The organism is Vibrio sp. V33_P6A3T137 (genome assembly GCF_009904835.1).
GTDB classification, from domain to species: Bacteria; Pseudomonadota; Gammaproteobacteria; order Enterobacterales; family Vibrionaceae; genus Vibrio; species Vibrio metschnikovii.
In genome coordinates, this window is the sequence record NZ_WXWK01000115.1 from 1 (window position 1) to 13634 (window position 13634).

A 13634-nucleotide genomic window follows, 5' to 3' on the forward strand; every position below is an offset into this window, starting at 1 on the left:
CTGCCGCACAGGCAGCTTAGAAATCCGTTGGTGTAGATTTCGATCCTTTCAATTAGTTCACTGCCGCACAGGCAGCTTAGAAAATGTTGCTAGTACCACTGTCGTCAAAGCACCGGTTCACTGCCGCACAGGCAGCTTAGAAATACCTTGTATTTCCAAGGATCTATGAGAGTGCGTTCACTGCCGCACAGGCAGCTTAGAAAAGATTCAGTTACGCCACCTTTACTTACTGAAAGTTCACTGCCGCACAGGCAGCTTAGAAAAGCAATCAGCGCGGGTAGCGTCATTACATGGTGTTCACTGCCGCACAGGCAGCTTAGAAATATCGTTACAGTTAAACATTATCACGCCACGGGTTCACTGCCGCACAGGCAGCTTAGAAAAGCATATTTTTGGATATGAGCACGAGCTTGTTGTTCACTGCCGCACAGGCAGCATGACGGAGGCTTTTTTTGTAACTTGTCAGGTAATGCTTTCAGGTCACATTGGCTTGGTAAGGTGTTAGTAGTAACCATTATCACGAAGAGGGACTTCGAGAGTATTATCACCTTGTCGAGTTGGGGTGCCAATCATCTCATCATAAGGACTTTGATGGCGTAGCACTTGCTGCTGTGTATTCAGCTTTCTGCAACGTTTTTGCATTTCTACGATAGAGTGGGTCTTTAACAGATTATCGTTGTTATCGACTACCCAATACTCTTGGTCATCAATAATTACTGACGCTTGATAAAGCGCCATATCTAATGCGTGAATAATTAACTTATTGATATAAAAGTACTGTTCTAGCGTAGTCAGTGTTTGTCTCATGATTCCTCCTTGATTATTAACCAATACGTTGGCTTATTGAGAGGCGATCACTCAACGTTATATCCCCTTCGTACTTGAAGCTGCAGCGGTGTTGGCTAGGTTCATTCACCCCAATCACATCGTCTGTCTATGCTTATGGAGATGAGCTCACTTGCCGCCTACCTGCAACTCTAAGTTGTTTGGGTATAGATGACGCGGGTTATTCATCCGTCGAGTCATTAAATAAGCTTAATAAAGCTTTACGTGCTTGCTGGTGCAAAGGATCGGTATTCCATTTTTGGTGTTGAATCAGGTCAATATTAACCTCCCATGCAAAGTTGGTGAACGTGCCATTTATTCGAGTCAGTGCATTGGGCACGCTTTGCGCGAGATGGTTAGGTAAAAAGGACCAGCCAAAGCCGTTCACCGCCAATTCTAGAACTGTGTAATAGTTATCGGTGTACCAAATGTCCGGACTAAAGGCTTGATTTAAGCTGCTAAATTGACTGTTTTTAGAGCGCACGGTGAGCTGTCGATATTGTCTTAACTCATCAATGTGTGTAATCGGTATGTTAGCCAGTGGATGATGTTTAGCGACAAATACATCAAAGGCGATATGACCTAAACTGAAAAAATCTAAGCAAGTGGGTAAGTCTGGTTCACTTAAAATCAGTCCAGTGGTGGCGCGTCCTGATTCGACTAACTCAATAATATCGCGGCTTGAGGCCATTAAGCACTCGATCTGAAGGTGAGGAAAGGCTTGTTCTAATTGACGTAAAGCAATCGGCAGTTTAGCGAGTGGAATCCCTTCATCCATCGCTAAAATTAATTGGTTGGCATCAGGGGTATAGAGCTGTGATGCTTTACTACTCATGCGAGCAAGCTGAATCAATGTCGCTTGTGCATAAGGCATCAACTCTTCCCCTTTAGCGGTTAGCTTTGGGTAACGTCCACTGCGATCAAAGAGATCGACCCCGCAATCTAATTCCATATTGATGATGTGCTGACTGATCACTGATTGTGCTTTGCCAAGTTCTCTTGCTGCTGAGGAAAACGAGCCTGTTTCTACGGTTTTGACAAAAGCACGCAGCTGATCGATGTTGAACATATCGTTTTTACCGATGGTATCTAACTTTGAAGTATCCTTATTGTAGATAAAATGATGACTCTTGAATAGTTGAATTGAGGTAATTCATCATGGGTCGGAATGAGCGTATTTTTCACGCTGTGGTTTTCGAAATTATTGCACTATTAATGATGGTGCCCCTTGCTGCGTGGTTTTCTGGTAAAGGAACGGGTGATATGGCGTTAGTGAGTATCATTCTGAGTGTTACCGCGACAGTATGGAACTATATTTATAACGTGTATTTTGATAGGTGGTTTGGTGGTGAGCGGATTCAACGTGGTTTAATGATGCGCATTGGTCATACACTTGGCTTTGAAGGCGGGTTATTACTGATCACGATTCCGTTTGTTGGCTGGTTTTTACAAATGTCGTTATTAGAAACCTTAGCTTTAGAAGCGGTCTTTATTACGTTTTTCCTCTTTTATACCTTAGGATTTAACTGGTTATATGATAAATATCAGCCTTATCGTGCACTAGCTAAATGGTTAAAAATAGGAAAGAGAGTAGAAACGAAGAGAATTTCTTCGTAACGATTGTTACCACAACGCCCTAGCGCCCTTTAGCTCTAGGGCGCTTTACTTTATAATCGGCGCGCTTTCATCTGGGATAAAATTATGATTTCAAAAAACCAACTCAAATTACTGCGCGCGTTAGGGCAAAAAAAACAGCGTAAAGCGCACGGCCTATTTTTGGTTCAGGGTGAAAAAAACGTCCTTGAATTAACTCATTGCACCTTTAACGTTCAGCACATTTTTGCTACCGCTGATTTTCTTAACCTGCATGCGAAGAGTTTAGTCGGTTACGCTTGCACTGAGGCGTCATTGGATGAGTTGACCAAAGCCAGTACGTTGGTCAGTAATAATGCGGCGATAGCCGTGGTTGAGATCCCAAAGGTTGAAGTCCCAAAAGCACAAGGTTTAATGATTGCTTTAGATGGTGTTTCTGATCCTGGTAATTTAGGCACGATTATTCGAGTCGCAGATTGGTATGGGATTAAACATATTGTTGCCAGTCTCGATTGCGCTGATCCTTATAATCCGAAAACCATCAGTGCAACTATGGGCAGTTTTGGCCGCGTTCAGGTGAGTTTGGTGGATTTACCTCATTACTTGGCACAAGCCAATTTACCCGTTTATGGTGCGTTTTTAGAGGGGGAAAGTGTCCATGCAACCTCCTTTAGTGCCCAAGGAATTTTGTTGATGGGCAGTGAATCTCATGGTGTCCGCGAACCGGCTGCGCAATGGGTAACTGATAAAATTACCATTCCGGCATTTGGTGGAGCAGAGTCATTGAACGTGGCGATGGCGACAGGAATTATTCTGGATAATATGCGTCGTCAGCATAGCTAATCATTATTTTTGTGTACCCTATGGTTATTTGATATGGCTACTCCACGTTGTTTGGGTATAAAGCAAAACACCAGCGCTAAGCTGGTGTTGTTGTGCGAGACAAAAATCAGGTAACCGGGCTATTTCTCTAGCATTGAGAGCTTATTTGGCACACCATTCCATTTAGCTGCTTCATCCATGGCTGGCTTGACTTCGGTTTGTGTTGGCCAGATTTCCGCCAGCTCGGCATTAAGCTCAATAAATAGCTTTTGGTCGTCGGGCAATTCATCTTCTTGAAAAATCGCTTGCGCATCACATTCCGGCACACAGAGGCCACAGTCGATGCACTCAATCGGATTGATGACCATAAAGTTGGGACCTTCGTGAAAGGCATCGGCTGGACATACCGCCACACAATCTGTGTATTTACATTGTATACAATTATCGGTGACTACAAACGCCATAACAGGTTGCTCTTTACTCAGTCAAAAACGAAGAAGGGGCATGATACGGATCCGAAGGCAAAATTCAACATTCTCTGCACAGAATGTTACTGTCAATCGGCTCAAATCTTTGCTGAATCGGGATTTAGTATGACATAGCAAGCAAATTCTCGTAAAATGCGCGCCATTGTGAGCCGGGCCTTAATGGCTCTAGCTAAGACACCAACCGATACGAGACACCACTTCATGATACGTTTAACTGAAATCAGACTTCCTTTGACACACGAAGAAGGCGAACTACGCGAGGCGATTGCCAAAAAATTGCGTATTCCTGCACAGCAAGTGCTCTCTTTTACTCTGTTCAAACGTGGCTATGATGCTCGTAAAAAAAACAATATCCAGTTGATTTACACTTTAGATGTGGAAGTTGCCAATGAAGCCGAGTTGCTGGCAACGTTGAGTGATGATCCTCATGTTCGAATCACACCGGATATGGAATATAAATTTGTTGCTCAAGCACCGGCTGATTTGACTGAGCGTCCAGTGGTGATTGGTTTTGGTCCTTGTGGTTTATTTGCTGGGTTGGTTTTAGCACAAATGGGCTTTAAGCCAATTATTGTTGAGCGCGGTAAAGAAGTGCGTGAGCGGACCAAAGATACGTTCGGTTTTTGGCGTAAACGGACATTAAACCCTGAATCGAATGTTCAGTTTGGTGAAGGCGGAGCGGGGACCTTCTCTGATGGTAAGCTATACAGCCAAGTCAAAGATCCTCACTTTTATGGCCGCAAAGTGACCACTGAATTTGTTGCTGCTGGTGCGCCAGAAGAGATCATGTACGTCAGTAAGCCGCATATTGGTACCTTTAAATTGGTGACCATGATTGAAAAAATGCGCGCGACGATTCTTGAACTGGGCGGTGAAATTCGTTTTAGCACCCGAGTGGATGATATTCATCAACAAGATGGCAAAATCACCGGTGTGACCTTGTCCAATGGTGAGGTCCTGCATTCTCGTCATGTTGTACTTGCCGTTGGTCATAGTGCACGTGATACGTTTGAAATGCTTTATCAACGCGGCGTTTATATGGAAGCTAAACCGTTTTCGGTTGGTTTTCGGATTGAACATAAACAATCGATGATCGATGAGGCGCGTTTTGGCCCAAGTGCTGGCCACCCGATTTTGGGCGCTGCCGATTACAAATTGGTTCATCATTGTAAAAATGGTCGTACGGTATACAGCTTCTGTATGTGTCCGGGGGGAACCGTGGTCGCCGCCACATCAGAAGAAGGGCGCGTAGTCACGAATGGCATGAGTCAATATTCTCGTGCTGAGCGCAATGCAAACAGTGCGATCGTCGTTGGTATTGATCCTGAGCGTGATTATCCTGGTGACCCATTAGCAGGGATTCGTTTCCAACGTGAATTGGAGTCGGGCGCTTACCAATTGGGTGGTGCCAACTATGATGCGCCTGCACAAACAATAGGTGATTTTCTGGCTGGGCGTGAGCCAAATGCTCTCGGCGATGTTGAGCCTTCTTTTACTCCCGGTATTAAACTGACCGATTTATCGAAAGCGTTACCGGCGTTTGCGATTGAAGCAATTCGTGAAGCCATTCCCGCGTTTGATCGCCAAATCAAAGGCTTTGCCTCGGATGATGGACTATTAACTGGTGTAGAAACCCGGACGTCATCACCTATCTGTATCAAACGTGGTAAAGATTTCCAAAGCATTAACTTACAAGGATTTTATCCTGCGGGTGAAGGTGCTGGTTACGCTGGCGGTATTTTATCTGCCGGGATTGATGGAATTAAAGTTGCTGAGGCGGTGGCACGCGATATGTTAAAAGTGTAACGAACAGCGAGACATAACCTCAGTACTGCATCATCAAAAGCGCTCTTCGGGGCGCTTTTGATGTATTAATGCTCGACGTTTATTTATTTCGCCAGCGGCTGGTGGAGCGAGATAACCCATAATGCAGCGCGCTGTGAATCAGTTTAGCGATAACACAAGTAAAAAAGATCACCATGGCCATGGCCGCCGCAGGGGCCGTTCCGCCCGCTTCTTCTAAGCTCATCACCACTACAGAGGCTAAACGAGAGTGAGGGCCATATAAGAAAACGACCGCAGAAACGGTGGTCATTGCGTTAACAAAAAGATACAGCGCAATATCCAACATCGCGGGTAAAGAGAGTGGCAAAATGAGTCGCGAAAAGAGATGAATCCGACTCGATTTAAGTGAATCGCCAACGCTTTCAAACTCATTATCCAATTGTTTTAATGAAGTTACCGCCGTTAAGTGTGCGACCGAATAAAAGTGCACCACCGTTGATAATACCATCACCATTAATCCCCCATAAAAGACATTGAGTGGATTACTTGGATGATTGAAAAAGAAGATATAAGCGATTCCTAAGACTAAACCAGGTACTGCCATCGGTAGTAACGCCACAAACTGATAGATTCTGGCTAACCAAGCCGGTTGTGGTGTGCGCTCTACTAACCACGCATTAAAAAAGACGACCGTAGTACCAATAATCATGGTCGTCGAGGCCATCATCAGCGAGTTTTGATAGGGTTTCCAGCCATGAGCATCAAAACGTTCAAATTGATAGTTGGCGAAAGTGAGCTCTAAATTGTATGGCCAATAAGTAAACAGTGAAGCCATCCCTGCCATCCCGAGAATCGTCAGGATAAATAAGCCGCTTGGTGCCACACACAGGATGCCAAATAGACTTTTACGCCATGAACGTGGCGGTTGATAAGGGACTGAACGTGCATTTAAACTGGCTACTTGTTTTTTGCGCACCCAAAGGTCGGCGGCAAAGGCGAGTAGAGCAGGAAGTAACAGGATCACACCGACCACGGCTCCCATTTCAAATCGTTGTTGACCAATCACTTGTTTATAAATGTCCGTTGCTAAAACATTAAATTGACCACCAATGATTTTGGGCACGCCGAAGTCGGTGATCACTAAAGTAAAGACGACAAAGCTGGCGCTGACTAAGCCATAACGAGCCGAAGGTACAGTGACAGACCAAAAGGTGCGCCATGGTGAGGATTTTAAGCTCGCTGCCGCTTCATATTGTCTTGCGTCAGCATGAGAAAGTGCCGTACAGAGGATCATTAGCGCGTGTGGAAAGGTCCAAAAGACCGAACCAAGGACAATACCAATTGGGCCATAAATAGTCTGGTCGGCGAGTAAAAACTTGAGAATACCTTGATTACCAAATAGATAAATTAAGCTGATCGCCGGCAATAATGAAGGGGCTAAAATTGGGATCGTTAGCAAAAGACGCAGCAGATGGCAGCCCGGTAATTGAGTGCGTGTGAGAGCGTAAGCAGCCATAAAACTGAAGAAAATCACGATGACCGTGCTCATCGACGCCACCCAAAGCGAATGGTAAGCCGCGGTAGTGATCCCGCCCGATGAGATATAAGCTGCGAAATTAGCAAGCCCGACAAACTCGCCTTGTGCATTCATTAGGCTGCGGCTAAAGAGTGCGTATAATGGACCCAATAAAACGATACTCAAAAATAATAGACCGACCGCTAATAAACAGGTTAGCCAAAAACGCTCGTTGATTCGCCATTCTTGAGGCCAAGCGAAAGAGAATTTGGACGGCCACGTCCTAGTTGATAACATGGTGCTTTCCTTTGTTTAACTTCTATGCCGCAAAGCAGTGAATGCTATTTGCCTGTAATGATACGCCCACATAATCGCCAGTACGCAGTTGTAACCTCTGAGCAAGTCCGATAGTGATATCAGCATAAAGCGCTTCTGAAACGCCCTCGATCACTAAACTACAGCGTAAAAAAGCCCCCATAAATTCGATATGATTGATTTGCGCTTGAAGATGACTTTCATGAGTTGCAACGAGGGAAACGTGCTCCGGCCTTACGGCGATACGTAGGGTTTTATCGATTGGGTTTGGATGGCTATGCGTTGCCAAAGCTTGCTGCACCGCGCTAAGTTGATGGATTTGACTCTCTTGTGTCGGTGTCATGAAGTTCATTTGACCGATGAAATGGGCAACAAAAGCACTGGCGGGTTGGTTATAAATTTGCTCTGGGGTGCCAATTTGTTCAATGACACCGTGGTTCATGACCACGATACGATCCGCCATGGCTAAGGCTTCCTCTTGATCATGAGTGACCATAATCGTTGTTACGCCTAAGCGTTTTTGTAAACTGCGAATTTCATGACGTAAATGGGCACGGACTTTAGCATCTAAGGCGGATAATGGTTCATCCAGTAATAGTAAACCCGGCGCAGGTGCTAACGCTCGCGCAAGAGCGACACGTTGCTGTTGACCTCCGGAAATTTGTGCGGGAAATTTATGGGCATGTTCGGAGAGTTCAACCAAGTCGAGTAACTCATTGACACGTTGTTTAATTAAGCGACTTTCTGCGCCTTGGCAACGTAGGCCAAACGCAATGTTATCGAACAAGCTCATGTTGGGAAACAGCGCGTAAGATTGAAAGACAATCCCAAAATCACGTTCTTTAACAGCCAGTGTGCTGATGTCACGTTGGCCTTGTAATAACGTCCCGCTATTTTGTTGCTCTAATCCGGCGATAATTCGTAATAAAGTCGTTTTTCCACACCCAGAAGGGCCTAAAAAACAGATCAACTCCCCAGGTTGGATGGTTAAGTGAATGTTATTTAGCACTTGAGTTTCACCAAACCATTTATTGATATTTTCAAGAACCAGTTGGCTGCCTTGGCATCGCATGATGTTCTCCTTAACTAAGCTGGGATAAAAGGGGTAAATAGGCGGCAATCAGTCTCTGCTGCTTGCCTAACCATTATTTCGATTATTTGGCTTCAGACTTACCGTCGTAACGACGCTCCCATTCGCGTAAAATCCGTTCACGATTAGCCGCTGCAAATTGGAAGTTATTATCAATCAGTAGGCTTTCTGCATTGGTTGGGAAATATTGGACGGGCTTAGCAATACCGGGCATGGCAACAATGGCGTATCCTTCGTTGTACATTTCCATCGCCGACTGACTGATTGACCAATCAACCAGTGTTTGAGCCGCTTGTTGTTGCTTTGTCCCCGCGATGATAGCGGTCGCTTCCATATCCCAGCCTACACCTTCGGTTGGGAAAATTAGCTCAAGGGGGGCGCCACGTTGTTTTTCACGTGCGCCGCGAAAGGCAAAAGAAATACCGATAGCGGTTTCTCCGGTAGCGGCATGCACACAAGGACGAGATCCGGAATGGGTATAATTTTTGATGTTGGCGTGTAACTTATCCATATACGCCCAGCCTTGTTGTTCGCCAAACAGCTGTAACCAAGAAGAAACGTCTAAATAGCCGGTTCCGGAAGAGGCTGGATTTGGCATCACGATATGACCGCGATAGACAGGATTGGTAAGGTCTTGCCACGATGTTGGCATTGGCAAGTTGTGTTTTTTCGCTTCAATCGTATTGAAACAGATTGCTGCCATCCAAGCATCCATACCGACCCAATGAGTGGGTTGAGCGCTGTCTTTAAATTTAGGCGACAGTTTTTCGACACCTTTAGGTGAGTAAGGCAGTAGCATCCCTTCATCTTGCAGCAACATTAGGCTGGTTGCCGCCAGTCCCCAAACCACATCGGCACGAGGATTGTTTTTTTCTGCCAATAGACGAGCTGTAATCACGCCCGTTGAATCGCGTACCCAGTTAATTTTAATGTCTGGATGAGCTTGGTTGAAACGCTCGGCGTATTTACGTAAATCATCTGATTCAATGGCGGTATAGACGGTCAGTTCGGTTGCGTGAAGGATGGAAGAGAAGCTGGCAGAGAGTGCCAGTATTCCTTTGGCCAAAATGTGTCGTGCTGACATGGTTAACTCCTCATAACATATTTGTTGGGCGAATATTTGTGGTGAACTTTATTATGATTACATTAAGCAAGTTAGATGACGAAACCGTTACGCCATTGGGTTAAATGGCCTAGAATTTCTTATGTCAGGCCTAATAAATCAGCTTGTGTTGCATGGTGCTTGGCAACTTCACGACGAATCCAATCACAAAAAGCCAATACTTTGGGGCGATGATCGCCTTTTTTCCACACGAGATAATGTCCTCCGGTCGTTGTCATACTCGCCGGATGCGCCAGTACGAGGTTACCCTGAGCAAGGGAATCGGCGACCACAAAATTACGTGTCAGTAAGGCAATATCACCGTGACGAACCGCTTGAATTGCGAGGGTAGTGGTATCGAACTCTAAGCAAGGTGCATCGGCAATCTCAGTGATACCTTGTTGGCTAAACCAATCGAGCCAAGTTTCTCGATAACCAATAATCGCGGCGCGTGGCCAATCCAATAACTGTTTGGCGCAAGTGACGTTACCGTAATAGTTTATGGCTTGTGGGCGGCACACCACTTGCCAGTATTCATGAGTTAGCCGTTCGACTTGACGCCCATCCCAGTCTCCATAACCGTTATATATTTCAATATCAGGCTGACTTCTTTGATCAGACTGGCTCCATGGCGAGGTGTATAACCGAACTCGAAAGCGGGGGATAATCTTTTAAAAAATTTGGCAATCTTGCGGCAAGGAAATGCTCAGCAAATGTATTGGATACACGCAGTGATAAGGTGTTATTACCTCGCTCACCAAACAGGTCTTCAGTTCCGATCCGTAATGAGTGAAAAACTTGGGTTAATACGGGTTGATAACTTTGTCCGGCATCCGTCAGTCGAATGCCTTTCGCTTCACGAATAAACAATGTGGCTTTGAGATGATGTTCTAAAATTTTCACTTGCTGGCTGACCGCAGCTTGCGTGACATTGAGTTCATCGGCCGCTTTGGTAAAATTGCCTAAACGAGCTGAGGCTTCAAATGCACGTAACGCATTCAGAGGGGGTAACTGACTCATGATTAACTCCAATGGGATGTGGTTTAACCATAAACAAGAAAGATGAAGTTCCAATGACAGACATTAGTTAATATAGGGCTAAGGCCAAGCTAGACTCGCTATACAAAAGCAATTTGGCTTGGCATCCTATACAAAAGATTATCGATTAGGAAAAAATATGGAACTGGCTCTGTTTGATTTAGACCACACATTGATTGCCACTGATAGCTCTGCACAGTGGTGGCATTACATGTCGGAGATAGGTTGGCTGAAGAAAGAAAGTGCATTGCATCATCAGCATGCGCAAATGATGGCTGAGTACGATCATGGTGTACTGGATATGCATGATTATTTAAAGCTCACCCTTGCTCCTCTTGTCGGTAAGGAGTATCAGCAAGTCAGTCAGACAGCGGAAGCGTTTGTGCAGCAGCATTTATTCAAGCAGTTATATCCGATGGCGCAACAATTGATCAGAGAGCATCAACAAGCTGGACGTCGAGTCGTGATTGTTTCAGCCAGTGAGGATTTTTTGGTGCGCCCTTGGCAACAGTTATTAGAGATTGATGCTGCGATTGGCATTGAGATAGAGACACAGCAAGGGCTCATTACTGGACAGGCGCGAACCCCATTAAGTTATCGCGAAGGAAAAGTGGCTGTGATTCATCGCTGGTTGGCCGAGCAGGGCATCAGCTTTGGTGATTGTTATGCCTACAGCGATTCACATAATGATATTGCCATGCTTGAATTTGCCAGCCATCCTGTTGCGACCAATCCAAACCAACAGCTTAAAGCGCGTGCCTTAGTGTCTGATTGGCCGATCATACATTTTTAGCCGTTGCAGGCATTATCAATCAACCGATCTTTTTCGGCCCTCAAGTACGATATTGTACTTGAGGGCATGGCTATTTAGTTTTTGCGGATCAAGGCTAAAGTGTCAAAAGCTCCACCCAGCGTACCTATACGGTGGTAAAATGCTGTACTTTTTCCCCAAGTTGTTGAGAAGCATCGCTTAACCGCTCACTGATCGTTCTTGCTTGTGTTGCTTGTTGTTCTAGCCCATGAGTTTCTTGGCTGAGATGATAAATAATACTTTTAGTCTGCTTCGCGACACTGGCTTGTTGATGGCTAGCCGTAGTGATCGATTGGTTAACCAGAGCAACCTCTTCAAAGGCTTGACGAATATGTTTAAGAACCTGTTCAGAATGTTCCGAAAATTCAACACTGACTAAAGCTTGTTGGTTTGCCGATTGCATCGCCGTGACTGCGTCATTAGCGCCCTTTTGTAATCGAGAAAGCACATCGTTAATCGAACGGGTAGCTTGTTCAGTATTGCCTGATAAATTACGCACTTCATCGGCGACGACAGCAAACCCTCGCCCTGCTTCTCCCGCTCGTGCCGCTTCAATTGCGGCATTGAGAGCTAATAAATTCGTTTGTTCAGCAATGGTCTGGATGACGGTTAATACTTGGGATATTTCGGTAGATTCTTTATGGAGATGACGAATGATTTGTGCTGAGTCATCGATCGATTTCGCTAAGCTTTTTATTCCGGCGCTGGCTTTTTGTACGGTATCTGTTCCTTGCGAACTAAATTCTTCCGCTTGGGCAATCACAGTTTGCGCGTATTGTGTGTGTTCACCGACCGCATGAATGGTTTGCTCCATTTCATCCATCGCTTTTGTGACGCTTGCGGTTTGTCGACTTTGAGTATTTGCTTTGTCCTCGACCGTTTCGCTTACCGCGAGCATACGTTGAGCATTTTGGTGTAAATCGACACTTTTATTTTCAATTTCTATGATCAAGTGACAGAAATTATTAACCATCGTATTGAGCGCTTGCGCTGTTTGTGCAACTTCATCTTTTCCTTGCACCGTTACTTGTGTTGTTAGATTAGAAGAATGAGCAAGGTATTGAATGCTATTACGTAATTGGCGTAATGGTTGCTGAATTGAGTGTTGGATCAACCAGCCGAGTAGCATGAGCAAGATAACCCAAGCGGCTCCACCAAAGAGATAAAAATGCATCATTCTAGCCGTCAAGAGCGTTGCTTCTTGTTGAACGTCATCGGCTTTACTAATTTGTTGGTTAACTAATTGATTCAGTGTGTCACCGAGCGGAACCAATACTTGATTAATTTCATTACCAAACGTCGATTCGTTGAGAATTCGGATCGTAATTGCATCACTGCCTGCCCTTGATATCCACTGCTGATAAAGTTCGATAGCTTTTTGCAATTGTTCATCCGCTTGTTGACTTAATGGGTCGAGCACACCACTTTGCGTCCGTTGATAAGCTGTCCAGTGGGTTTCCACTTGGTTTATTAACTGTTCTATTTTTTCTACGGTATCTTTTTGACTTGCCCAGCCGGTGCGATAGCGTCTTAAGTCATCTAGACCTTCTTGTCTCAGTAAAGAGTGGGTTGCCAAAATATCACTCAGTGGCAGTAGATGTTGTTGATAAAGCCGCGTGAATTGCCGATCTTTTTCTTGAGCGGCTTCAAATGAGAGTCCAAGTGCGACCAGTAAGCTGATGATGGGTAAGGCGCTTAAGCAAAATAAGCGAGTACTAATGTTGAACTGGTTTAATTTAAACATAATGATAACCACCGTTAGAAAGAGGCTCTCTCGCTATCACTGCTGTGTTTGAGTAGTAAAATACCGAGAATCCGCTGGATTATTTCTCTTTTAGATGACGACGATGTTACAGAATGTTTGAAAATTGAGCGTTCAATCAATAAGTGTTGAGTTCAATCACTCGCTTTGATGATAAGTTAAAGTGCACAGTAGAAAACTGAGTGGTTAATTATTACTTTTTCCTATCAAATTAATACGTAGATTCGATTAGCGAAGGCCCCTTTATTTCACTATACCTAATCAGACTAAAGTGGTCTTTTTAGTTTACGTTACGTACAACCTGTTCAGCATTGATTCGACGTACGACACAGTAAAAACTGTTTTGTCTGAACGTGTGATACATCGGTGTGTTGACCCTATTTAGCCTATTTTTTGCATTAAATATTAGCAAGCTTAATAACAAGAAATACTAATAATTAATTGATACTTATTTTTGGAGGAAGCCATGGACTTTATGTCTCAATGG

General features: G+C 44.7%; 13 protein-coding genes and 1 CRISPR repeat array. Of the genes, 4 read left to right on the forward strand and 9 right to left on the reverse strand.

The features are described 5' to 3' along the window. Positions 1-55 precede the first annotated feature (55 nt). Positions 56-383: direct repeats of the CRISPR family, unit length 28 nt; unit sequence GTTCACTGCCGCACAGGCAGCTTAGAAA. 118 nt (positions 384-501) lie between these two features. Together CAG60_RS10595 and CAG60_RS10600 are read right to left on the reverse strand one after the other, a co-directional pair. Continuing rightward, the gene (locus CAG60_RS10595; protein WP_154168359.1) at positions 502-807 is read right to left on the reverse strand and encodes a DUF6482 family protein; all 306 of its coding nucleotides are present in this window, start codon (positions 805-807) and stop codon (positions 502-504) included. 199 nt (positions 808-1006) lie between these two features. Beyond that, positions 1007-1894: a LysR family transcriptional regulator gene (locus CAG60_RS10600; RefSeq protein ID WP_161438903.1), complete on the reverse strand. Its 888-nt coding sequence runs from the start codon at positions 1892-1894 to the stop codon at positions 1007-1009. Positions 1895-1983: 89 nt separating this feature from the next. On the opposite strand from CAG60_RS10600, the gene CAG60_RS10605 reads away from it, so the two are divergent. Both CAG60_RS10605 and CAG60_RS10610 read left to right on the forward strand, forming a co-directional pair. Further along, entirely contained in the window at positions 1984-2442 is a 459-nt protein-coding gene (locus CAG60_RS10605; RefSeq protein WP_154168355.1) for a PACE efflux transporter, read from the forward strand. 84 nt (positions 2443-2526) lie between these two features. Beyond that, entirely contained in the window at positions 2527-3261 is a 735-nt protein-coding gene (locus CAG60_RS10610) for an RNA methyltransferase (protein WP_161438904.1), read from the forward strand. A gap of 119 nt (positions 3262-3380) precedes the next feature. Here CAG60_RS10610 and fdxA read toward each other — a convergent pair whose 3' ends face one another. Beyond that, positions 3381-3704 carry a ferredoxin FdxA gene (gene fdxA / locus CAG60_RS10615; RefSeq protein ID WP_154168352.1) on the reverse strand — a complete coding sequence of 108 codons (324 nt, stop codon included), beginning with the start codon at positions 3702-3704 and terminating at the stop codon, positions 3381-3383. A 225-nt stretch (positions 3705-3929) separates the two neighbouring features. Here fdxA and CAG60_RS10620 point away from each other — a divergent pair, with 225 nt between their 5' ends. Next, positions 3930-5534, forward strand: coding sequence for an NAD(P)/FAD-dependent oxidoreductase (locus CAG60_RS10620; RefSeq protein WP_161438905.1), 1605 nt, complete (start codon positions 3930-3932; stop codon positions 5532-5534). Positions 5535-5613: 79 nt separating this feature from the next. On the opposite strand, the gene CAG60_RS10625 is transcribed toward CAG60_RS10620, so the two are convergent. From CAG60_RS10625 to CAG60_RS16770, 5 genes are all read right to left on the reverse strand, one after another. Continuing rightward, positions 5614-7326, reverse strand: coding sequence for a putative 2-aminoethylphosphonate ABC transporter permease subunit (locus CAG60_RS10625; protein WP_161438906.1), 1713 nt, complete (start codon positions 7324-7326; stop codon positions 5614-5616). A 22-nt stretch (positions 7327-7348) separates the two neighbouring features. Next, a complete protein-coding gene (locus CAG60_RS10630; RefSeq protein ID WP_161438908.1) occupies positions 7349-8416 on the reverse strand; it encodes a putative 2-aminoethylphosphonate ABC transporter ATP-binding protein in 1068 nt (355 codons plus the stop codon). An 82-nt stretch (positions 8417-8498) separates the two neighbouring features. Then, a complete protein-coding gene (locus tag CAG60_RS10635) occupies positions 8499-9518 on the reverse strand; it encodes a putative 2-aminoethylphosphonate ABC transporter substrate-binding protein (protein WP_161438909.1) in 1020 nt (339 codons plus the stop codon). Between the two features lie 119 nt (positions 9519-9637). Then, positions 9638-10204, reverse strand: a complete 567-nt coding sequence (locus CAG60_RS16765; RefSeq protein ID WP_337247108.1) for a LysR substrate-binding domain-containing protein — start codon at positions 10202-10204, stop codon at positions 9638-9640. Continuing rightward, complete coding sequence (locus tag CAG60_RS16770) at positions 10152-10556, reverse strand: LysR family transcriptional regulator (protein WP_272924712.1); 405 nt, start codon at positions 10554-10556, stop codon at positions 10152-10154. Before CAG60_RS16770 ends, CAG60_RS16765 begins: the two co-directional genes overlap by 53 nt. 157 nt (positions 10557-10713) lie before the next feature. Here CAG60_RS16770 and CAG60_RS10645 point away from each other — a divergent pair, with 157 nt between their 5' ends. Then, positions 10714-11367, forward strand: coding sequence for an HAD family hydrolase (locus tag CAG60_RS10645; RefSeq protein ID WP_161425189.1), 654 nt, complete (start codon positions 10714-10716; stop codon positions 11365-11367). 124 nt (positions 11368-11491) lie between these two features. On the opposite strand, the gene CAG60_RS10650 is transcribed toward CAG60_RS10645, so the two are convergent. Next, complete coding sequence (locus CAG60_RS10650; protein WP_161438911.1) at positions 11492-13129, reverse strand: methyl-accepting chemotaxis protein; 1638 nt, start codon at positions 13127-13129, stop codon at positions 11492-11494. Positions 13130-13634: the final 505 nt, after the last annotated feature.

Excerpts from the sequence above, each read along its gene's own strand:
- CAG60_RS10595 (WP_154168359.1), bottom strand. The coding sequence starts at position 807 with ATGAGACAAACACTGACTACGCTAGAACAGTACTTTTATATCAATAAG.
- CAG60_RS10600 (WP_161438903.1), bottom strand. The coding sequence starts at position 1,894 with ATGTTCAACATCGATCAGCTGCGTGCTTTTGTCAAAACCGTAGAAACA.
- CAG60_RS10605 (WP_154168355.1), top strand. The coding sequence starts at position 1,984 with ATGGGTCGGAATGAGCGTATTTTTCACGCTGTGGTTTTCGAAATTATT.
- CAG60_RS10610 (WP_161438904.1), top strand. The coding sequence starts at position 2,527 with ATGATTTCAAAAAACCAACTCAAATTACTGCGCGCGTTAGGGCAAAAA.
- fdxA (WP_154168352.1), bottom strand. The coding sequence starts at position 3,704 with ATGGCGTTTGTAGTCACCGATAATTGTATACAATGTAAATACACAGAT.
- CAG60_RS10620 (WP_161438905.1), top strand. The coding sequence starts at position 3,930 with ATGATACGTTTAACTGAAATCAGACTTCCTTTGACACACGAAGAAGGC.
- CAG60_RS10625 (WP_161438906.1), bottom strand. The coding sequence starts at position 7,326 with ATGTTATCAACTAGGACGTGGCCGTCCAAATTCTCTTTCGCTTGGCCT.
- CAG60_RS10630 (WP_161438908.1), bottom strand. The coding sequence starts at position 8,416 with ATGCGATGCCAAGGCAGCCAACTGGTTCTTGAAAATATCAATAAATGG.
- CAG60_RS10635 (WP_161438909.1), bottom strand. The coding sequence starts at position 9,518 with ATGTCAGCACGACACATTTTGGCCAAAGGAATACTGGCACTCTCTGCC.
- CAG60_RS16770 (WP_272924712.1), bottom strand. The coding sequence starts at position 10,556 with ATGAGTCAGTTACCCCCTCTGAATGCGTTACGTGCATTTGAAGCCTCA.
- CAG60_RS10645 (WP_161425189.1), top strand. The coding sequence starts at position 10,714 with ATGGAACTGGCTCTGTTTGATTTAGACCACACATTGATTGCCACTGAT.
- CAG60_RS10650 (WP_161438911.1), bottom strand. The coding sequence starts at position 13,129 with ATGTTTAAATTAAACCAGTTCAACATTAGTACTCGCTTATTTTGCTTA.